The following is a 23,837-nucleotide window of genomic DNA, read 5'->3' on the forward strand; positions in this document are numbered from 1 at the left end:
ATGGAGCCTGGAACCAGCCCTGCGGGAGCGCCGGCAGCCACCGGCGACGCACTCGCCGCGGACATCGCCCGGACGCTCACCCGCGTCCTCGGCGAGGCCCGGCCCGACGACCCGCCGGCCACCCCGGACACCGCACTGCGGCGGCTGGGCCTGGACTCGATGACCGCGGCCCGGCTCTGGCTCGCCGTCCAGCAGGAGCACCGCCTCGACGTCCCGCTCCGCTGGCTCGCCGAGGCCCCGACCCTGGCCGACTACGCCCGGCGGGTCGCCGCCCTCGCCAGCGGCGACACCCGGCCGGAGTCCGGCCCCGGCGCCCCGTCCGCCACCGCCGACCCGGCCGCCCGCCACCAGCCGTTCCCCCTGACGCCCCTTCAGGAGGCGTACCTCAGCGGCAAGGAGCCCGAACTCACCGCCGACGCCATCGGCTGCCACCTCTACCGCGAGTTCGACCTCCCGGCCCTCGATGCCGAACGGCTGCGCACCGCCTGGCAGCGCCTCGTCGACCACCACGACATGCTGCGCGCCGTCCTCACCGACGACGGCCGCCAGCAGATCCGCGCCACGGCCCCGTCCTGGACCCCGACCGTCCACGACACCGCGGACCGCGCCGCGTTCACCGCCCGCGCCGCCGAGGTTCGCGAGCGGCTCGCGCACCGCCACTACCCGGCCGGGCAGTGGCCCCCGTTCACCGTCGAGGTCACCCGCCGCGCCGACGGCGGCGGCCGGATCCACCTCAGCATCGACGCGCTGATCACCGACGGCCAGGGCCTGGACCTGCTCACCGCCCAGTGGCAGGCGTGCTACGACGACCCGCGGCACACCCTCCCCGCCCCCGCCACCGGACTCACCGTCCGGGACTGCGCAACCGCCCTCGACGCCGCCCGGCACACCCCCGGCCACCGCCGAGACCTCGACCACTGGGTGGACCGGATACGCCGGCTCCCCGGCGCCCCCGACCTGTTCACCGACGCCCCGGAAGAGCGCCCCGACGGCATGCCGTGCCTGCGCCGGACCACCCGCACCGCCGCCCTCCCGCCCGCCGTGTGGCAGGCCCTCCAGGACCGCGCGGCGGCACTGGAGGTCTCGCCGACCGCCCTGGTGCTCACCGTCTTCACCGAGGCACTCGCCCGGCAGGGCGCCCACCGCCCGTACGCGCTCGTCGTCACCACCAGCCGCCGGCCCCACCTCCCGCCCGAAGCCGACCAGTTGGTGGGCCCGTTCACCGGAACCGCGCTCGTCGAGGCGGTCCTGCCCTACCAGCACCCGTTCGACGAGGCGGCCCGGCTGACCCACCGCGGACTGTGGGACGCACTGGAGCACTCCGGGGTCTGCGCGGTCGCCGCCGGGCGCGAACTGCGCGCCCGCGACCGGGGCCGCGGCCCCGCGCCGCTGCCGGTCGTCTTCACCAGCATGCTCGACCCCGCCGGCCGCCCCCGCGACCGCGGTTTCGCCGCCCGCACCGGCTACGCCGTCAGCCAGACCACCGGCATCTGGCTCGACCACCAGATGTGGGAACAGGACGGCGCGCTCCACCTGCGCTGGGACACCGCCGACGCCCGCTTCACCCCCGGCACCGCGGACGCCGCGTTCGCCGCGCTCTGCAACGGCCTGCGCGCCGCCGCCCTCGCCACCGACCCCACCACCCGCCCGCTCAACGACCTCCAGCAGGCGTACTTCGTGCCCCGCGCCACCGCCGAACCCGGCCCCTGGCGCGGCTGCCAGGTCGTCACCTCCTACGACAGCGAGGAGCGGATCGACCCGGTCCGGCTGTCCGCCGCCGTGACCAGGCTGGCCGCGGCCTACGACGTCCTGCGCAGCGCGGTCACCCACGACGGCACCATCGAGGTGTGCGCCCGGGCGCCCGAGCAGTGGACGGTACCCGTCACCGGCCCCGGCCCCGACGGCGCCGCCCCCTGCCCCGACGCCGTCCGGGAGGCGATGGCCGCCGCGCCCTTCCCGCTCGGCCGCCACCCGCAGTTCGAGGTGCGCGTCACCCGCGGCACCGCGACGCCCCACAGCGAGGCGACGGGCACGGCGGGGGCGGGCACGGCGGCGTCCGGCACCGACACCGTCCACCTCGCCGTCGACCTCACCCTCGCCGACGCCCGCAGCATCCACCTCATCGGCCGCGAACTCATGCGGCTGTACGCCGATCCGGCCGCCACCCCCCGCCCCGTCGAACCCCGCACCGACGAGGCCACCGCACCGCCCGCCGACCCCGACCACTGGCCGCGGCGGCTGCGCGACCTCCCGCCCGGCATCCCCGTCGCCCGCACCGCCCCCGACGGCACCCCGCCGCGCCGGATCCGCCTCCAGGCCGCCCCGCTCGCCTGGCAGCCGTTCGCCGACCGCTGCGCCGCCCACGGACTGTCCCCGGACGCCGTCCTGTTCACCGCCTTCTGCGACGCGCTGGCCCGCCGCCACGGCACCGGCTTCGCGCTGCCCGTCGTCCGCTGGGACCACACCGGCGACCGGCACCGGCCGGCCGAACACACCGCCCTCAGCTGGCTGCCCTGCCCCCCGCCCGCGCTGCCGTTCACCGACCGCGCCCGCCACTGCCAGGACACCCTCGACCAGGACCGGGCGGTCCCCACCAGCGGCCTGCCCGAGCTGCGGCGCACCGCCGCCCGCACCGGCACCGCAGGACACCCCGTCGTCTACACCTCCGTCCTGGACCTCACCGACCGGCCGCTGCCCCCCGGCAGCACCGCCGGCCCCTGGCTGAGCTGCACCCCGGCCGTCACCCTGGACTGCATCACCACCGTGGACGCCGGGCTGCTCCACCTCGCCTGGGACGCGGTCGAACCCGAAGCCCCCACGGACGGCTGGGACGAGGCGTTCGCGGCGTACACCGCGGCCGTACGGCGGCTGGCGACGGACGACGCGGCATGGGACGGGCCCGCGTCGGACGCCCCGCGGGCGGCTCCGGCGCAGGCCCCGGCCGCCGGCGCGCTCACCGACGCCGAGCTCCACACCCTCCTGCACACGTGGAACGACACCGCCCACGACTTCCCCGCCGACCGGCTGATGCACCAGCCCTTCGAGGAGCAGGCCGCCCAGCGGCCGGACGCCGAGGCGCTGCGCTGGCGCGGCGGCACCATGACCTACCGGGAACTCAACCGGCGCGCCAACCGCCTTGCCCGGGAACTGCGGACCCGCGGCGTCGGCCCGGAGACCGTGGTCGCGGTCAGTGTGCCGCGCGGCCCGATGATGATCGCCGCGGTGCTCGGCGTCCTCAAGGCCGGCGGCTGCTACCTCCCGATGGAGCCGTACCTGCCCGCCGAACGCGCCGCGGTCATCCTGGAGGAGGCGGCCGCCGCCCTCGTCGTCACCACCGAGGACCGGAACGGCTGGCCCGTCCCCGACGGCGTCGACCGGCTCTGCGCCACCGCCGCGACCCGGGGCCCGCACCCCGCCGACGCCGACGCCGACCCCGACCCGGCCACCGGGCCCCAGCACACCGCCTACATCATCTTCACCTCCGGCAGCACCGGCCGCCCCAAAGGCGTCGCGGTCGCCCACCGCCCGGTCCTCAACCTCCTCAACTGGTGCCACCGCACCTTCGACTTCGGCCCGCACGACATGGGCCTGTGCGTCACCTCGCTCGGCTTCGACCTCTCCGTCTTCGACGTCTTCGGGCTGCTGGGCCGCGGCGCCGCCCTCTACCTCGCCGACGAGGAGCAGCAGCGCGACCCGGCGCTCCTCCTGGACGTCCTGCTCGACGAACCGGTCACCTTCTGGAACTCCGCGCCCACCACCCTCGCCCAGATCGGCCCGCTGCTCGGCGGCCGGCAGGACGCCCCCGGCACCGGCGACCTGCGGCTGGTCTTCCTCAGCGGCGACTACACCCCGCTGTCCCTGCCCGACGAGATCCGCGCGGTCTTCCCCCGCGCCGACCTGATCAGCCTGGGCGGAGCGACCGAGGCGACCGTCTGGTCCAACTGGTTCCGGATCGGCGCCATCGACCCGGAGTGGCGCAGCATCCCCTACGGCAAGCCCATCGACAACTGCCGCTACCACGTCCTCGACGCGCAGCTGCGCCCCTGTCCCGTCGGTGTCGAGGGCGACCTCTACATCGGCGGTGAGTGCCTGGCGCTGGGATACGTCAACCAGCCCACGCTCACCGCCGAACGCTTCCTGCCCGACCCCTTCCGCTTCCGGGACGGCCCCGACGAGCGGCTCTACAAGACCGGCGACCGCGCCTGCTACTTCCCCGACGGCAACCTCTGCTTCCTGGGCCGGGCCGACGGCCAGGTCAAGATCCGCGGCTTCCGGGTCGAACTCGCCGAGATCGAGCACCGGTTGCGCGCCCACGAGGCCGTCAAGGAAGCAGTGGTGCTGGCCCGCGAGGACGGCTGCGGCGACCGCAAACTGGTCGGCTACGTCGTCCCGCGCCCCGGGGCCGCGTGCACCGGCCGGGACCTGCGGGCCTTCGCGGCCCAGGCCCTGCCGGAGTACATGATCCCCAACTTCCTCGGCTTCCTGACTGCCTTCCCGGCCACCGCCAACGGCAAGTTGGACCGGTCGGCGCTGCCCTGGCCGCTGACGAAGGACCAGCTGACCGGGCCGACCGCCGAGCCCGCCGAACCTGCCGGGACCCCCGAGGCCGCCGCCGCGCCGGCCGGCGGACCGGACCGGGCCCCGGCGCCCCGGCCCACCGGGCCCTCGCACGCCGAGCTGTGCGCGGAGGTCGCCCGGCTGTTCGCGGAGGCGCTGGGGGTGCCGTCGGTGGACGCCGAGGCCGATCTCTGGGACCAGGGCGCGACCTCGTTCACCATGGTCCGGGTCTCCGGGGCCCTCCAGCGCGCCCACCGGCAGCGGGTACCGGTATCGGCACTGCTGGACGAGCCGACGGTGAGCGGCATCGCGCGGTGGGTGCGGACGCATCTCCTGGGGGCGGCCGAGCCCGGACCCGAGTCGGCGGCCGAACCGGCGCCCGCGCCCGCCGCCGCGCCGGAACCGGTTCCCGCCCCCGCCCCCGAACCGGTCCCCGCCCCCGCCTCCGTCGACTTCTTCTCCGCGGAGGACCGGGACCGCTTCAAGCGGCAGCACTGGAACCGGCGCCCGGAGGAGCCGGACAGCTCCGAAACCCTCCTGGACTCCGCGGAGTTCGAGGCCGAGCTGTACGACTGGCGGGCCAGCCGCCGGGACTTCGGCGCGGGCCCCGTCCCGTACGCCGACTTCTGCCGGCTGCTGAGCCTGCTGCGCGCGGCACCGGCCGACGGGACCGCCCGCGCCCTGTACCCCTCGGCCGGCGACACCTACGCCGTCCAGGTCTACCTCCACCTCACTCCGGACGCCGTCGACGGCCTCGGCGCCGGGCTCTACTACTACGACCCGGACCGGCACGCCCTGCGGCTCCTCGACGCCGACGGCCGGTTCGACGGCCGCAGCCACTTCTACTACAACCGCCCGGTCTTCGAACGCTCGCGGTTCGGCGTCTACCTCTTCGGCCAGCGGCACGGCATCGAGCCGCTGTACGGGGACGAGAGCCTGCGCTACCTCACCCTGGAATCCGGCTACATGGGGCAGCTGCTGCTGATGGGGCAGGCCGCCTGCGGCATCGGACTGTGCCCGATCGGCGCCCTCAACACCGACGGGCTGCGCGCCCGACTCGGACTGGACGAGGGGCACGTCTTCCTCCAGGCGTTCCTGGGCGGCGCCGCCGCACACCCGGAACGCTCGGCGGCCGGCACCCGTCCGGTGTTCGCCGACCCCGAGCCGACCGGCCCGGCCGCCGAGGAGGCGGAGCCCGCGGCCGCCGCCCCCACCGCCGTCATCGGCATGGCCGGCCGCTTCCCCGGCGCCGACGACCTGGACGCGTTCTGGGACGACCTGCTGGCCGGCCGGGACGCGGTCCGCCCGCTGCCCGCCACCCGCACCGAGGCCGCCCCGCCCGGTGCCGCCGCCACCGGCGGCTTCCTCGACGACATCGACCGCTTCGACAGCCTGCGCTTCCACATCGCACCGCAGGAGGCGGGCACCGTCGACCCGCAGGCCCGGCTGATGCTGCACACCGTCTGGCAGTGCCTGGAGGACGCCGGACACACCGCCGGGTCGCTGCGGGAGTCGGCCGGCCGGGTCGGGGTGTTCATCGGCGCGATGTGGCACGACCACCGGCAGCAGGGCGCCGATCACTGGGCCGACGGCGGCCCCGCGCACACCCCCGCCACCGCCTCCGACATCGCCAACCGGGTCTCGCACTTCTTCGACTTCCGCGGCCCCAGCCTCGCCGTGGACACCTCCTGCTCGTCCTCGCTGGCCGCGCTGCACCTGGCGGTGGCGAGCCTGCGCCGCGGCGAGTGCGGGGCCGCGGTGGTCGGCGCGGTCAACCTCCTCGGCCACCCGTACCACTGGGGCCTGCTCGACGGACTGGAGCTGCTCGCCACCGGTGCCCCGCGCGGCGCGTACGCCGCGGACGGCAGCGGCTGGCACCCGGGGGAGGGCGCCGGGGTGCTGCTGCTGCGGCCGGCCGCCGCCGCCGAACGCGCCCGGGACACCGTGCACGGACTGATCGAGGGCACCCGGATCGCCCACGCCGGGCGCGCCCCGCGCTACGGCGCCCCGCGCACCGAGGCCCTCACCGACTCCCTGGCCAGGGCGCTCGCCGACGCGGGGGTGACCCCCGACGACATCGACTACGTGGAGTGCGCGGCGGCCGGCGCGGGCATCGCGGACGCCGCGGAGCTGGAGGCCCTCGGTTCCGTCCTCGCCCGCGGCGCCGACGTCCCGCCGGTGCCGGTCGGCACCCTCAAGCCCAACATCGGCCACCTGGAGGCCGCTTCGGGCATCTCACAGCTCATCAAGGTGCTGCTCCAGATGCGGCACGGCACCCTCGCCCCGACCCTGGTGGCCGCCGACCGCAGCCCGCTGGTGGACTGGCCGGGCCTGCCCGTCGAGGTGGTCGACCGGCCCCGGACGTGGCCCGTCCGGGCCGCCGACGGCCGCGCCACGGCCCTGGTCAACGCGGTCGGCGCCACCGGCTCGTACGGACACGCGCTGATCCGGGCACCCCACCGGGACATACCGGCCGGCGACCGCGCGGACCGGGCCCGGGAGGCCGCGCCGCGCCCCCCGGCACCGCACGGCCCGCGCACCGTCGTGCTCTCCGCCGAGTCCCCGGCCGGGCTCGCCGACGCCGCCCGCCGGCTCCGCGACCACCTGGCCACCACCGGCCGCCACACCGACCCGGACGACCTGGCCTGGACGCTCCAGACCGGCCGGGTCCCGCTCGCCTCCCGGCTGACGCTGGACGCCGACGGCCTGGACGGCGTCCGCGCCGGACTGACCGCCTTCCTCGACGGCCGAAGCCACCCCGGCCTGGCCACCGGCACCGCCGACCCGGCACCGGCCGCCACCGGTCCGGACGCCGCCCCGGACCCCGCCACCGCGGCCGCGGACTGGCTCCGCGGCCACCCGGTCGACTTCGCCCGGCTGTGGACCGTCCCCGCCCGCCGCATCCCGCTGCCGGTCCGCGCCCTGGGCGGCGAACGCCACCGACTGGCGCCCGAGCGGCCGGCGGAGCCGCGGCAGCCGACCCCGAGCCGGCCGACCCCGAGCCGTGCGGCGCCGACGGAACCCGTCGCGGCCCCGCCCGCCGCCCCGACGACCGCGCCGCCCACGGCCGCCCCGGCCCCCGCCGAGCGCTACGTCCTCGACCGCTACGCCGACGCCAGCGGCATCCCGGCCGACCGGCTGCACCCGCGCGTCCCGCTGGAGAACTACGGGCTCAGCTCCCACCTGGTCTCCCTGCTCAACGACCGTTTCGAGCGGGAGATCGGCGGGGTCTCACCCACCGTCCTCTACGAGTACCCGGACCTCGCCGGTGTCGCGGGCCACCTGGCCCGCCACCACCGCGGGCCGTGGGCCCCGGCCGCCGCCCCGCACCAGGACGCGGCCCCCGGCACGGCGGCCCCCGGCACGGGAGAAGCCGCCATGGAAGCCCCCGGCACCGACGACCCCGGCACCGACGACCCCATAGCCATCATCGGCATCGCCGGCCGCTACCCCCAGGCCCCCGACCTGGACCGCTTCTGGCGCAACCTGGTCGACGGCCGGGACTGCGTCGGACCGCTGCCCGCCGAGCGGGCCCGCGAGGGCTGGCCGACCGACCTGATGTGGGGCGGCTTCCTCGACGGCGTGGACCGGTTCGACCCGCTGCTGTTCGGGATCTCCCCGCGCGACGCCCAGCTGATGGACCCCCAGGAACGGCAGTTCCTGGAGGTGGCCTGGGAGACGCTGGAGGACGCCGGCTGCACCAGGGCCGCGATCCGCGACCGGCTCGACTCCCGGGTCGGGGTGTTCGTCGGGACGATGTACAACGAGTACCCGTTCTTCGGTGTGGAGCGGTCCCTGCTCGGCGAGCCGGCCGACACCGGATCGGCGGTGGCCGGCATCGCCAACCGCGTCTCCTACTTCCTCGACCTGCACGGCCCCAGCCTGGCCGTCGACACCATGTGCTCGTCGTCGCTGACCGCACTGCACCTGGCGGTGGCGAGCCTGCGCCGCGGGGAGTGCGCCGCGGCCCTGGTGGGCGGGGTCAACCTCTCGCTGCACCCGCACAAGTTCCGCCAGCAGGCCCGGCTGAAGATGGCCTCCGCCGACCACCGCTGCCGCAGCTTCGGGGCGGGCGGCGACGGCTTCGTGCCCGCCGAGGGCGTCGGCGCGGTACTGCTCAAACCGCTCTCCGCGGCCCGCGCGGACGGCGACCGGATCCACGCCGTCATCCGGGCCACCGCCGTCAACCACGGCGGCAAGACCAACGGCTACATGGTCCCCAACCCCGTCGCCCAGGGCGAGTTGGTACGCACCGCGCTGCGGCGGGCCGGCGTCGAACCGTCCGACCTCGGCTACCTGGAGGCGCACGGCACCGGCACCGAACTCGGCGACCCGGTCGAGATAAACGGTCTGACCCGGGCCTTCGACGGGGCGCCGCCGGCCCCCGGCAGCTGCGCGATCGGCTCGGTGAAGTCCAACATCGGCCACGCCGAGGCCGCCGCCGGTATGGCCGGCCTCGCCAAGGTCGTCCTCCAGCTGCGCCACCGCACCCTCGTGCCGTCCCTGCACTCCCGCGACCTCAACCCGGCCGTGGACTGGGCCGGTTCGTCCTTCCACGTCCCCCAGGAGACCCGGCCCTGGGACGCCCGCCGCGGCCCCGACGGCACCCCGCTGCCGCGCCGCGCCGGGATCAGTTCCTTCGGGGCGGGCGGCGCCAACGCCCACGTCGTGGTGGAGGAGTACCTGCCCGCCCCGGCGGCCCCGGCGCCCGCCGCGCCCGGACCGCAGCTGATCGTGCTGTCCGCCCACGACGAGGGACGGCTGCGCGCCCTGGCCGCCCGACTCCGCGACCACCTCACCGAGGACCCCGGCGGCGCCCCGCCACCGGCGCTCGCCGACGTCGCCCACACCCTCCAGAGCGGCCGGGAACCGCTGCGCGAACGCCTCGCCGTGGTCGTGCACGACCTGCCGGAACTCGTCGGGCACCTGGACCGGTTCGCGGGCGGCGCCGCGGACGGCCCGGTCCACGACCGCACCCCGGGCGCCGCGCACCCCGAGGGCCCGCCCGCCGCCCCGGAACCCGGCGCCGACCCGGTCGCCGAGCTGTGGCGGCTGGCCCGGCACTGGACCCGCGGCGGCGCCGTCGACTGGTCCGCGCTGCACCCGGCGCGCCCCCGGCTGACCGCCCTCCCGTCGTACCCGTTCGCCGGGCACCGCTACTGGCTGCCCGAACCCCGGCAGCCGCTCGCCCCCGCCCGCCCCGAGATCCCGCTGCACGCCTGCGGCTGGGAGCCCGTACCGGGCCCGCGCCCGACCGGGGACGTGCCCGGCCGGACCCTGTGCCTCTTCGCCGAACACAGCGAGCCGCTGGCCCGCACCATCGCCGAACTCCTCGGCCCCGAAAGGGTGCTGCTGGTCCGCGAGGGCGCCGACGCCGGGGACGGCGTGCCCGCCTTCGCCTCCGAACGGGAGGCCGCGCGGATCATCAACCGGGCCCTGGCCCAGCACCCCGACCTCACCCACTGGCTCGACCTGACCGACCTCGGCCGACCCGCGCTCGACGGTCCCGGCCCCTGGACCTGCCGACTGCTGATGCTCCAGCGGCTGGTGCGCCAACTCCGCCGCACCGGCTGCCGGATCCTCCAGGTCACCGGCGGACTGTACGACCTGCCGGGCCCCGCACCGACCCTCGCCGGCGCGCGACTGGCCGGCTTCGTACGGATGCTGGGCGCCGAGTACGGCAAGGTCGCCGCCACCGTACTGGACCTGGACCCGGCCGCCGACCCGGCCGACACCGCCCGGCAGGTCCTCGCCGAACTCGCCGCGCCCGACGCCCCGCACCAGGTCTGCCTCCGGGACGGCGTACGCCACCGCCCGGCGCTGGCCGAACTGCCCGCCGCCGACCCGGGCCCGCTGCGCTGCGCCGCCGACCGGGCCTACCTCGTCACCGGCGGCACCCGCGGCATCGGCGCCCTGGTGGCCCGGCTCCTGGTACGGCGCGGCGCCCGGCGGATCGCCCTGACCGGCGGCCGCACCCTGCCGCCGCGCACCCGATGGGCCGGCCTCGACCCCCGGACGCCCGAGGGTGCCACCGCCGCCCTGGTCGCCGAGCTGGAGGGCGCGGGCGCCCACGTCCTGCTGCACTCCGGGCCGCTCAGCGACCGGGACCGCACCGCACGCTTCCTGACGGAGGTGCGCCACACCCTCGGGCCGCTCGGCGGGATCGTGCACTGCGCCGGCCGCGGACCGCTCGGCCGCCCCTCGTTCGTCGGCAAGGACCTCGCCGACTTCGCCCCGGTCCTCGAACCCAAGACGACGGGGCTTACGACGCTGGCCGAGCTGTGCGCGGCCGACCGGCCGGAGTTCTTCGTGCTGTTCTCCTCGCTGTCGGCGCTCGCCCCCGCCCTCGCCGTCGGCGTCGGCGACTACTCCGCCGCCAACGCCTTCCTCGACTCCTTCGCCGCACACCAGGCGCGCTCCGGCCGGCCGTGGTTCCGGTCGGTGGTCTGGCCGACCTGGAGCGAGGCCGGGATGGGCGCCGCCCAGCCGGACGGCTGCGCCGCGGCCGGCGTCGGACCGCTCACCGACGAGGACGGGCTGCGCGTCCTGGAACGGGTGCTGCAACTGCCGCCCGAGCACGTACGGGTGGTGCCCTGCCCACCGCTGGACGGCGTACCGGCCGACCCCCGGGCGCTCCTGGGGCACCCGGCGCAGCCGGCCCCCGCCCCCGAACCCACCACCTCTGAGGAGGAGACCGCCGTGCGGACCACCCCGGACCACGGGCTGCCGTCACCTGCCGCGCCGCCCTGGCTCGCCCCCCTGTTCAGCGAGCTGCTGGCGATCCCGGAGGACGACCTCGACCCCACCGAGCTCTTCGGCGACCTGGGCGTGGAGTCCGTGATGCTGGGCGAACTCCTCGAACGCATCGAGGAGAAGATGGGCCGCCCGCTGGACCCCGGAACCCTCCTGGACCACCCCACTCTGGACCGGCTCGGCCCGCACCTGGCCGCCCTCGGCGCCCCGATGACCACCGGCCCGGCCGACGGCGCCGCCCCGGCGCCGTCCGACGCGGAGACGCCCGCCGCCCCCGCCGCGACAGTCGCCCCGGCACCGGCCCCCGAGCCCCCCGCCGCGGGCCCCGACAAGATCGCCGTCATCGGTCTGGCCGGCCGCTTCCCGGGCGCCCCGGACGTGGCCGCGTTCTGGGAGAACCTGCTCGCCGGAGCGTGCGCCGTCGACGAGGTGCCGGTCGCCCGCTGGGACACCGCCGCGCTCTACAGTCCCGACCACGCACCGGGCCGCAGCATCAGCAAATGGGGCGGATTCCTCGACGGCATCGAGGAGTTCGACCCGGAGTACTTCCGGATGACCGACGACGAGGCGCGCTGCCTGGACCCCGCCGTCCGGCTCTTCCTGGAAGGCTCCGCGCAGTGCCTCGCCGACGCCGGCTACCGCGAGACGGAGCTGGCCGGCCGCGACGTGGGCGTCTTCGCCGGGGCGCGGATGTCCGGCTACGGGCGGCGCGCCGGTGACCGCCGGGACGCCGTGGGCATGGGCTCCGACCAGAACTTCATCGCCGCCCGGGTCGCCCACCACTACGACCTGCACGGCCCCAACCTCGTCGTCGACAGCGCCTGCTCCTCCTCGCTCGTCGCCCTCCAACTCGCCTGCCGCAGCCTGCGCGACGGCGAGTCCGAACTGGCCCTGGCCGGCGGGGTGGACATCCTCCTCGACGAGGAGCCCTACCTCGACTTCAGCGCCGCCCGGGCGCTCTCCCGGCGCGGCCGCTGCGCCACCTTCGACGAGCGCGCCGACGGCTTCGTACCCGGCGAGGGCTGCGGCGTCGTCCTGCTCAAGCCGCTGGCCGCGGCGCTGCGCGACGGCGACCGGATCCACGCCGTCATCGACGCGGTGGCGGTCAACAACGACGGCCGCACCATGGGCCTGACCACCCCCAACCCGGCCGCCCAGGCCAAGGTCGTCCGCCGGGCGCTGGCCGCCGGCGGCCGCGACCCCGAGGACATCGGGCTGATCGAGGCGCACGGCACCGGCACCATGATCGGCGACCCGATCGAGCTGCGCGCCCTGACCGAGGTGTTCCGCGAGGCCACCGACCGCACCGGCTTCTGCGCCATCGGCAGCGTCAAGAGCAACGTCGGGCACCTGCTGAGCGCCGCCGGTATGGCCGGCTTCCTCAAGGCCGTCCTCGCGGTGCGCGAGGGCCGGATCCCGCCGACGCTCTTCTGCGACCGGCCCAACCCCCGCTTCGACTTCGCCGCCTCGCCGTTCCGGCCCGCCCGCACCGCCTTGGACTGGACCCCCGAAGGAGGCCGGGTCCGCGCCGCCGGCGTCAGCGCCTTCGGGCTCGGCGGCACCAACGCCCATGTCATCACCAGCCAGTTGGATCCGGCGCTGGCGGCCCGGCACACCCCCCGGCCCGCGCTGCCCGACCCGCGGTTCCGGCGCCGCCGCCTCTGGCTGGAGAAGCCCGCGCCCGCCCGGCCGGCCGGCCCGCCGCCGGAGCCGGCCGCCGACGCCGCCCCGGCCCCCGCACCCCGCCGCCCCCTCAGCGCCTCCATCCTCGGCCTGCGCTTCGCCCCCGCCCCGGCCGGCCCCGCACCCACCACCGCGCCCGCCCTCGACACCGCGGCGGCCACGCAGGAAGGACAGCCGTGTTGAACTCCCCTTCCGCACCGGACCCCGGCCACGAACTGGTCTGCCACCTGGTCCTTGCGCACTCCGACTTCATCATGCAGAACCACCGGGTGCACGGGGTGTCCGTGATGCCGGGCGTCACCTTCCTCGACATCGTCTTCCGCATCCTGCGCGACCGCGGCTTCGACACCGCCCGCGCCGAACTCCGCAACGTCCTCTTCCACGAGGCCATCGCCACCGCCGAGGGCTTCGACTGCGACATCCGGGTCTCGGTGTCCGTCCCCACCGACGGCAGCCGCTGGATCACCGCCGAGAGCCGCCGCCGCGAGAACGGCGCCCCGGTCACCACCTACCGCGAGAACTTCCGCGGCGAACTGGTCTTCCGCGACGCCCCCGAACCGCCGCCGCTCGACCTCGACACCCTGCGCAGCACCGCCCTGCGCGTCGTCGACCTCGACGAGATGTACGCCCGGGCCCGCGCCGAGGAGATCCGGCACGGCTCCGCGATGCGCTGCTTCGGCCGGCTCTACTACGGCGACGGACGGCTCCTCGCCGAACTCGGCCTGGACCCCGAGGCCGCCGAACTCGACGGCCACTTCCACCTGCACCCGGCCAAGATGGACTGCACCACCATCGCCGCCTTCGCCCAGGTCCCGCCGGAGAGCGACGACCCGTTCATCCCGGTCTTCATCGAGTCGTTCCGCGCCCCGCGCCCGCTCACCGGCACCGCCTACGCCTACATGCCGCACCCCGAGACGCTCGCCCAGTCCGGCGACGTGATGCACAACGACTGCGCGCTCTACGACGCCGACGGCCGCTTCCTCGCCGGCTTCACCAAGCTGATGTGCAAACGCATCCGGCACGCCGGGCTGATCACCCGGCTGGTCACCGAGGACGGCCCGGACCGGCCCGACGACGGCTCGGTCGACGCCATCCGCCGCCCCGCCGCGATCCGCACCGCCGGCTGCGCGGACCCCGGCATCGACGACGAACGGGCCGCCGACCCCACCGAGGTCACCGGCCACCTGCGCGGCATGATCGCCCGGATCCTCGGCCGGGACCCGGCGGCCCTCTCCACCGGCACCGGCTTCTACGAACTGGGCCTGGACTCCGGCCACATGCTCGACATCAGCCGCGAACTGGAGAAGTACGTCTGCGCCCCGCTGTACCCGACGCTGCTGTTCGAGTTCTCCGACATCGACTCGCTCGCCGCGCACCTGCACGCCGAGTACGCGCCCCGGCTGCGCCCGGCCCCCGATCGCGACCCGGCGCCGCGGCCCGCCGCACCGGACACCCCGGCCGCGCCCGACGACACCGTCGAACCGGCCCTGCGCTGCCACCGCCCCGTCTGGTCCCCGGTGGCCGCCCGGCCCCCGGCCGACGGGGCGCCCGCGGACCGCGCCCTCGTCCTGATCGGCGCCTCCGCCGCCACCGCCGCCGCGCTCCGCACCGCCACCGGCCCCGGCACCCGCGTCATCCGCGCCGAACGCGCCTCCGGCTACCAGCGACTGGGCCCCGACCACTACCGCCTCGACCCCACCGACCGCGACCAACTCGGCCGGATGCTGGGAGCGTTGCGGGACGAGGGCGCCACACCGGCCGGCTACGCCCGGCTCGCCCGGGTCCCGGCCCGCGCCGACGACACCGGCCCGGTGCCCGAGGCGTACCGCGAATGCTGGGCGCTGGCCGCCGCCGTCACCGACACCCGACCGCTGCACCCCACCGCCCTGCTCTTCCTCCACCCGCACGACACCACCCCCACCGGCCCGCACCCCGAGGACGCCGCACTCGGCGCGCTGGCCCGCACCGTCGCCGTCGAGGCGCCGGTGCTGCGCGCCCGCGCCGTCGGCCACCCGGCGGAGCTGCCCGCCGACCGGCTGGCGCGGCTCCTCGCCGACGAGACCGCCGACCTCTCCGCCGAGTCCGAGGTCCGGTACACCGACACCGTCCGCCGGGCGGTCCGGTACGCGTCCGAGCCCGCCCCCACCGGCGGCGACGGCCTGCGTCCGGACGGCGTGTACCTGATCACCGGGGGCGGCGGCGGGCTCGCCGCGCTGATCACCGAGCGGCTGGTGGCCCGCGGACCGGTCCGGCTGGTCCTCACCGGCCGCAGCGCGCCCGGCCCCGACCTGACCGCGCGGATCCGCGCCTGGCAGGACCGCGGCGCCGCCGTGCACTACGTCCGCGGCGACATCGGCAACCTCGACGACGCCTACGCGGTCACCGCCCGGGCCCGCGAGCTGTACGGCCGGATCGACGGGGTGTTCCACTGCGCCGGCACCGTCAAGGACGGCATGTTCTTCCGCAAGGACCCGGCGCAGACCGCGGCCGTGCTGGCCGCCAAGACCGCCGGCACCCGCCACCTGGACGCCGCCACCGCCGACGACGACCTGGCGTTCTTCGCGCTGTTCTCCTCGGTCTCGGCCGCCGTCGGCAACCCGGGCCAGGCCGACTACGCCTACGGCAACGCCTTCATGGAGCACTTCGCCGAGCGGCGCGCCGCCCGCACCGACCGCCGGGGCGCCACGGTGGCCGTCGGCTGGCCGCTGTGGGCCGACGGCGGGATGCGGGTCTCCGACGACGCCCGGCACCGCTCGGCCGCCGGGACCGGACTGCACGCCCTGCCCACCGACGCCGGCCTGGACACCCTGTTCGCGCTGCTGGCCGACGACCGGGGCGTGCGGACCGTGGTCACCTACGGGGACCAGCGGCGCATCGAGCAGCTGCTGCCGGTCCCGGAGCAGGCCCCCGAGCAGGTCCCCGAGTCGGCGCGGTCCGACGACCGGCCGACGTCGCCGTCCGAGCCGTTCGCCGCCGCCTCCGCCGCCTCCGCCTCCGGCCCGGCCTCGTCCGTCTCTCCTGTCTCCTCCGTCTCCTCCGCCTCCTCCGCCTCCGAGGGGAAAGCCCCGGCCGACCAGCCGGACGCCATCGCCGTCATCGGCCTCGCCGGCCGCTATCCGCACGCCGACGACCTGGACGCCTTCTGGCGCAACCTCGCCGAGGGCCGCGACTGCGTCACCGAGGTCCCGGCCGACCGCTGGGACCACGACGCGGTCCACGACCCCGAACCCGGCAAGGACGGCCGCACCTACGGTCGTTGGGGCGGCTTCCTCGACGGGGTGGACCGCTTCGACGCGGCCGCGTTCGGCATCTCCCGCCGCGAGGCCGAGCGGATGGACCCGCAGGAACGCCTCTTCCTCACCATCGGCCGACAGGCCGTCGAGCACGCCGGCTACCGGCCGGACGCCCTGACCGGCTCCCGCGTCGGTGTCTTCGCCGGCGTCATGTGGAACCACTACCAGCTCTTCACCGATGCCGACGGCGACGGCGCGGACGGCGGGGTGGCCCCCACCGCACTGCACTGCGCGGTCGCCAACCGCCTCTCCTACTGTCTGGGCCTGGCGGGCCCCAGCATGGCCGTGGACACCGCCTGCTCCTCCTCGCTCACCGCCCTCCACCTGGCCGTCGAGAGCCTGCGCCGCGGCGAGTGCGCGATGGCCGTGGCCGGCGGCGTCAACCTCTCCGTCCACCCGCAGAAGTACCTCCAACTCGCCCAGGGCCGCTTCCTGTCCACCGACGGCCGCTGCCGCAGCTTCGGCGCCGACGGCGACGGCTACGTGCCCGGCGAGGGCGTCGGCGCCGTGCTGCTCAAACCGCTGGCGCGGGCGCAGGCCGACGGTGACACCGTGCACGGCGTGATCCGCGGCTCGTTCCTCAACCACTCCGGCCGCACCAGCGGTTTCACGGTCCCCAGCCCCGCCGCCCAGGCCGCCCTGATCGGCGAGACCCTGTCCCGCTCCGGACTGGCGCCCGACAGCATCGGCTACGTCGAGGCGCACGGCACCGGTACCTCGCTCGGCGACCCGATCGAGATCGCCGGACTCACCCAGGCGTACGCCGACTCCGGTGTGGAACCCGGCAGTTGCCCGATCGGCTCGGTGAAGTCGAACATCGGCCACCTGGAGAGCGCGGCCGGGATCGCCGCGGTCACCAAGGTGCTGCTCCAGATGCGGCACCGCGAACTGGCCCCCTCGCTCCACGCCGAACGGCTCAACCCGTACATCGACTTCGCCGCCTCGCCCTTCCGCGTCCAGCGGGACCGCGCGCCCTGGCGGCCCCCGGCGGGTGGCACTGTGCTCCGCGCCGGGGTCAGCGCGTTCGGCGCGGGCGGTTCCAACGCCCATGTCCTGCTGGAGAGCCCCCCGCCGGAACCGGCCGACACCACCCCCGCGGGACCCCAGCTGTTCGTGTACTCGGCGGCGGACGAGGCGGGGCTGCGCGAGGTCGTCCGGCGCCAGCTGGCCCACCTCGACCGGCTGGCGGTCGAAGGCGCCGACGGCGCCGGTACGGTCGAGGACGCCGCGGTGGCCCTGCTCACCGACGAGGTCGCCGCCGTCCTGGACGTGCCCCGTACCGCGGTCGACCCCCGCGAACCCCTCGCCGACCTGGGCCTCGACCCGGTCGCGGCCACCGAACTCAGCCGCCGCCTGGAGCACCGCCGCCCCGGCGGCGCACCGGTCGCCCTCGACGCCTCGATCGCCGAACTGGCCGCCCGGGCCACCGCGGACCCGCGCACCGTCCCCCTGGCCGCCATCGCGTACACCCTCCAGGCGGGGCGCGCCCAACTCCCCGCCCGGCTGGCCGTCGTCGCCTCCGAAGTCTCCGCACTGCAGGCCGAGCTCACGGCCTACCTGGCGGGCGGGGAGCCCGGCGACGACGTCTTCACCGGCGCCGCCGATCCGGCCGGGGGCGCGGACCGGCCGCAGGCCGAGGACGAGCGGACCGCGGCCGGCGGGCGGGCCGTCGAGCTGTTCCGGCAGGGACGGCTGCACGGCCTGGCCCGGCTCTGGGCCGCCGGTACCGATGTGCCCTGGGAGGAGTGCCGGCCCGCCGACGGTCCGCGTCCGCGCCGGGTCCCGCTGCCCGCCCACCCGCTCGACGAGCGGCCGTACTGGATCGGCCGCTGGCAGCGGGACCGGGCCGAACGCCCGCACCCCGCGGTCGCCCCGGCCCCCGGCGCCCCGGCCGCGCCGGTCACCGCCCGGCCGACACCGGTCCCGGCACCGGACCCGGCGCCCCGGCCCGCCTCCGACCGTCCCGCCCTCGACCGGGCCGAGGCCGTCCGGGCCGTCGAGGACGCCGTCTGCGCCCGCCTCTACCTCGAACGCCACGAGATCGACGCCCGGTTGAGCTTCCAGGAGATGGGCGTGGACTCGGTCGGTGCGGTGGAGATCGTCCGCGGTCTGGGCGAGCGCTTCGCCGTGGAGATCGACCCGGTCGCGCTCTTCGACCACCCGACCGTGGCCCGTCTGGCCGACCACATCCGGGACCTCTGGCAGCGCACCCCGGCACGTACGGAGCCCACCGCGACCGACCGGCCTCAGGGGACCGACGACGCCCCCGCCGCGGCGCCCACCGCCGAAGCCACCCCCGCCACCACCCCCACCACCGACACCACCGACACCACCGACACCACCGACACCACAGACACCACAGACATCGCCGTCATCGGCATGTCCGCCCGCTTCCCCGGCGCCGAGGACCTCGACGCCTTCTGGGCGAACCTCGCCGCCGGCCGGGACAGCTTCACCGAGGTGCCCGCCCACCGCTGGGCCGTCGACCGGGTCTTCGACCCCGACCGCCTCGCCCCCGGCCGCACCTACAGCAAATGGGCGGCGATGCTGCCCGACGTCGACCGCTTCGACGCCGCGTTCTTCCACCTCTCGCCGCTGGAGGCGGAGGTCATGGACCCACAGCAGCGGCTCTTCCTCCAGCAGTCGCACGCCGCGCTGGAACACGCCGGATACGCGGTCGGCGGGCCCGAACGCACCCACTGCGGGGTCTTCGTCGGCTGCGCTCCCGGCGACTACTCGCTGCTGCTCGACCGGGCGGGCAAGGCCGACACCGGCCACGCCTTCCTCGGCACCACCAGTTCCCTCCTGCCGGCCCGGATCGGCTACTTCCTCAACCTCGACGGCCCCACCATGGCGGTCGACACCGCCTGCTCGTCGTCCCTGGTCGCGGTCCACCTGGCCGCCGACAGCATCCGGCGCGGCGAGTGCGCGACGGCCGTCGCCGGCGGCGTCGCCCTGATGGTCACCCCGCAACTCCACATCCGCGGCAGCAAGGTCGGCATGCTCTCCCCGCGCGGCCGCTGCGTACCGTTCGACGCCGCGGCCGACGGCACGGTGCTCGGCGAGGGCGTCGGCGCCGTCGTCCTCAAACGCCTCGACCGCGCCCTGGCCGACGGCGACCACATCCACGGCGTCATCAAGGCCACCGGCGTCAACGGCGACGGCCGCACCAACGGCATCACCGCGCCCAGCGCCGCATCCCAGGCCGCCCTGATCGCCGACGTCCACGACCGGGCCGGGGTGCACCCCGCCGACATCGGCTACGTCGAGGCGCACGGCACCGGCACCGCCCTCGGCGACCCGATCGAGGTCAAGGCGCTCACCGAGGTCTTCCGCCGGCACACCGACCGGGTCGGCTACTGCGGCCTGGGCACCGTCAAGGCCAACATCGGGCACACCACGATGGCCGCCGGGATCGCCGGACTGCTCAAGGTCCTGCTGGCCCTGCGCCACCGCGAACTCCCGCCCGCCCCCGCCTTCGACACCCCCAACCCCAAGACCGAACTGCCCACCAGCCCCTTCTACGTCGTCCCGGACCGCCGGCCCTGGGAGCCCGGCCCCGGCGGCACCCGGATCGCCACCGTCAGCAGCTTCGGCTTCAGCGGCACCAACGCCCATGCGGTGCTCGCCGAGGCCCCGCGGCCCACCGCCCGCCCCGAAGAGCCCGACGGGGAGCGGCTGTTCCCGGTCTCCGCCCGCGACCAGGCCGCACTGGGCCGACTGCTCGGCGCCCTCGCCGACGCCATCCCGGACGACGCCCGGCCCGCCGACGTCGCCTTCACCCTCGGTGTCGGCCGCGCACACCTCCCCGTGCGCGCCGCGGTCATCGCCCGCGACACCCCCGAACTCCGCCGCAAACTCCGGCTGCTGGCCGTCGGCTCGACCGCGCCCGGCTGCCACCGCACCGGACCCGACGGCCCCGCGGCCGCCACGACGGAGGAGACCGGCGGCCGGGACCTGATCGCCGGCACCGGCGCCGCCGACCCCGACGTCCGCCGCGCCGCCCTGGAAGCCCTGGCCGCCGCCTACACCTCCGGCCACGACGTCGACTGGCGCGCCCTGCCGCACGGGCCGCACCCGCGCCGCACACCCCTGCCGACCTATCCGTTCGCCGCGGACCGGCACTGGGTGGAACTCCCGGCAGCCACCGGCGCAACCCACCCGGAGCCCACCGCCCCGGCCCCGCACCCGCTCCTCGGCACCGCGGCCGGTTCACCCGGCGACCCCGACGGCGCCGTCCTGCCGGCCGCCGTCCCCGCCGGCCACTGGGTGCTGGACCACCACCGGATCGGCGACGCCCCGGTCCTCCCCGGCGCCGCCGGACTCGACCTGGCGGCGGCCGCCGCGGCCCGCTGCGGCCTGCCCGGCCCGGTCACCCTGCACGGCGTCCAGTGGCTCCGGCTGATCGACGCCGAGGCCGCCGGTTCGCTGCGCCTGACCCTCGCCCGCGACGGGGCCACCGCGGGCGGCTACCGCTTCACCCTCACCACCGGCGACGACGGCGGGACCGTGTGCACCCGCGGGCAGCTCACCGCCGGACCCGACGGCCCGCGCCCGGCACCCGAGACCCTTGACCTCCGCGCGCTCGCCGCCCGCTGTCCGCACACCATCCCGGCCGCCCGCTTCTACGAGGACTTCCGCGCCGGCGCCATCGCCTACGGCCCGTCCTTCCAGGTCCTGGAGACGATCGCCTTCGGCGCGGACGACGTCCTGGGCACCCTCCGCACCCCGCCCGGCACCGACGGCTTCGCCCTGCACCCGGCCCTGCTCGACGGCGCCCAGCAGACCATCGCGGCGCTGGAGGCCGGCAACGACGCCACCCTCGTCCCGTTCTCCGTCGAGCGGGTGGAGATCCTCGACGACCGCGCCCGGCCGGTCCACGCCCACGTGCGGCGCACCGGCCGGCACCAGTACACCGTGCGCCTGGCCGACGCCGACGGGCGGGTCTGCGTCCGCTACCACGGCCTCGCCCTGCGGGCCCGCCGCAACCCCGTCGACGCGATGATGCACCGGCCCGTCTGGCAGGACGCGACCCGCTCCGCACCCGTCCCCGCACCGGACACCGGCCGCACCGCCGTCGTCCACACCCCCGCCGCCTCCCGGCTCGCCACCGTGCTGGCGGCCCGCACCGGAGCGGCCCTGGTCCCGCTGACCGGCTCCGCCGACCCCGACCGGACCGCCGACCGCCCCGCCCTCCAACAGCCCCTCGACACGCTGTACTTCGTGGCGACCACGGACGAGGAGGACCCGACCACCCCCGAGTCGGACCACTCCGCCCTGGAGCTGTTCCGGCTCGTCAAACACCTGATCACCACCGGCCGGACCCGGGACCGGCTCGCCCTGCGCCTCGTACTCGGCGGCGCGGTCCCGGCCGACGCCGCCGACCCGGTCCGCCCGGACGCCGCGGGGCTGCTCGGGCTGGCCCGGGCGATCGAGGCCGAATGCCCCCGCTGGAGCGTCAGCTGCGTCGACGTCGGCGCCGGCCCGGACGCCGACCCGGCCGCTACCGCCGAACGGATCACCGCCGAACCGGGCACCGAACCCGTGGTGCTGCTGCGCGGCGCCCGCCGCCTGGAGCGGGTCTTCGCGCCGGTGCGGGTGCCCGCGCCGCAGGGCGTCGAGCCGTTCCGGGAGGGCGGCGTGTACGTGATCGCCGGTGGCGCCGGCGGCATCGGCTTCGCCCTCAGTCGGCTGCTCGCCCGGATCGCCCGCGCCCGGCTGGTCTGGCTCGGCCGCCGCCCGGAGGACCCCGAACACCGCGCCAAGGCCGCCGAGATCGCGGCGCTGGGCGGGCAGGCCCGCTACCTCCAGGCGGACGTCGCCGACGAGTCCGCGCTGCGGGCCGCGCTGGCCACCGTCCACACGGAGTTCGGCCCGGTCGCCGGCGCCCTGCACGCCGCCCTCGACCTGCGCGACCGCACCCTCGCCCACATGGACGAGGAGACCTTCCGCGCCGGACTCGCCCCCAAGGTCGCCGGGGTCACCGCCTTCGGCCGGGTCTTCGGCGCCGAACCGCTGGACTTCCTGCTGATCTTCTCCTCGGCGGTCTCCTTCGTCGAGGCCGGAGGACAGGCCAACTACGCGGCGGCCAGCACCTTCGAGGACGCCTACGCCCAGTGGCTCGACCGCCGGCGGCCGTACCCCGTCGCGGTCGTCAACTGGGGCTTCTGGGGCAGCGTCGGCGCGGTGGCCACCGACCGGATGCGGGACGCCTTCGCCAAGCTCGGCATCGGCTCCGTCGAACCCGCCGAAGGGATGGCCGTCCTGCGCCGCGTCATCAGCGCCGGCCTGCCGCAGACCCTCGCCATGAAGGCGGACCCGGCGGCCCTGCCCGCGATGGGCATCCGGGTGGCGGGCGCGGACACCCCCACAACGCACCCGGCGCCACCCGCCCCGGCCCCGGAAGCCGCACCCCGGCAGACACCCCCGGCCCCGCCCACCGCATCCGACACCACCTCCACCACTCCTACCACCTCCACCACTCCCGCCGCCCTCTCCGCCGACGCCGTCCGGGACTACGTCACCGGGGTCTTCGCCGAGGTGCTCAAGTACGGGGCGACCGCCCTGGACACCGCCGCGACCTTCGAGAACTTCGGCGTCGACTCCCTCGTCAGCCTCAACATCGTCAACCGCTTCGAACGCGACCTGGGCGACCTGCCGTCCACTCTCCTCTTCGAGCACATGACGATCGACCAGCTGACGGAGCACTTCAGGGAGAGCTATGCGGAACCGCTGACCGGTGTTCTGGGAGCGGAAATTGACGCACCATCAGCACAAGCTGCGTCCGCCTCGCCGTCACCGTCACCGTCCCAGTCGCCGTCCTACGCACCGTCCCCGGGCGAGCCCTCGGCGGATGCCGCCGACGGCACCCCCGCCGTCTTCACCCGCGCCCAGGAGGCGTTCGCCGAGGTCGAGGCGTACAGCCGGGACCTGCTGCGGCGTACCGTCCTCGGCTGGGACGCGGTACCGCGCCCGGGGGAGTACACGACCGTCGGTGAGCTGCGCTCCCGCCTCGGCGTGGTCGACCGGCACCGGCGGCTCTTCGACGCGGCGCTGAGCATCCTGCGCCGCTCGGGCGCGGCGACCGGTCCGGAGCCCGACGCGGGCACCGCCGCCGACGCCGGCGAACGGGCCGCCTTCGGGCTGGCCCCGGACGCCGCCTCGCCCGCCGCCCGGGTGGACGGCGCCCAGGTCGCCGCCCGCTACCCCGAGATGCGCGGCCACGTGGCGCTCGTCGAACGCACCGCCGCCGCCCTCGCCGAGGTGCTGTCCGGCCGCCGCAACCCGATGGACGTGCTGTTCCCCAAGGGGTCGGTGGCGCTGGTCGAGCCGATCTACAAGGGCCAGCCGATCGCCGACCACTACAACCGGCTGCTGGCCGAGGAGATCGCCGACACCGCCCGCCGGATCCACGCCGAGACCGGCCGCCCGGCCCGGATCCTGGAGATCGGCGCCGGCACCGGCGCCAGCTCGCAGACCGTACTGCCCGCCCTGGCCACCGCCCCGGACACCGCCCACTACTGGTACACCGACATCTCCCCGGCCTTCCTG

General features: G+C 76.4%; 2 protein-coding genes (1 of these 2 only partly in view). Both read left to right on the forward strand.

All coding sequences use genetic code 11. The features are described 5' to 3' along the window. Entirely contained in the window at positions 1 to 13,176 is a 13,176-nt protein-coding gene (locus tag CG747_RS15905; protein WP_100602372.1) for a non-ribosomal peptide synthetase, read from the forward strand. Next, positions 13,173 to 23,837: the 5' portion of an SDR family NAD(P)-dependent oxidoreductase gene (locus CG747_RS48020; protein WP_180985556.1), read on the forward strand. It continues 11,805 nt past the right edge of the window; the window shows 10,665 of its 22,470 coding nt (coding positions 1-10,665); the start codon lies at positions 13,173 to 13,175; its stop codon lies beyond the right edge, outside the window. The genes CG747_RS15905 and CG747_RS48020 overlap by 4 nt, the downstream gene beginning before the upstream one ends.

The organism is Streptomyces sp. CB02959, from assembly GCF_002803155.1.
In the GTDB taxonomy this organism is placed as follows: domain Bacteria; phylum Actinomycetota; class Actinomycetes; order Streptomycetales; family Streptomycetaceae; genus Streptomyces.

What these genes read in the sequence shown, in the direction of transcription:
- CG747_RS15905 (WP_100602372.1), top strand. Translation starts at nt 1, where the DNA reads ATGGAGCCTGGAACCAGCCCTGCGGGAGCGCCGGCAGCCACCGGCGAC.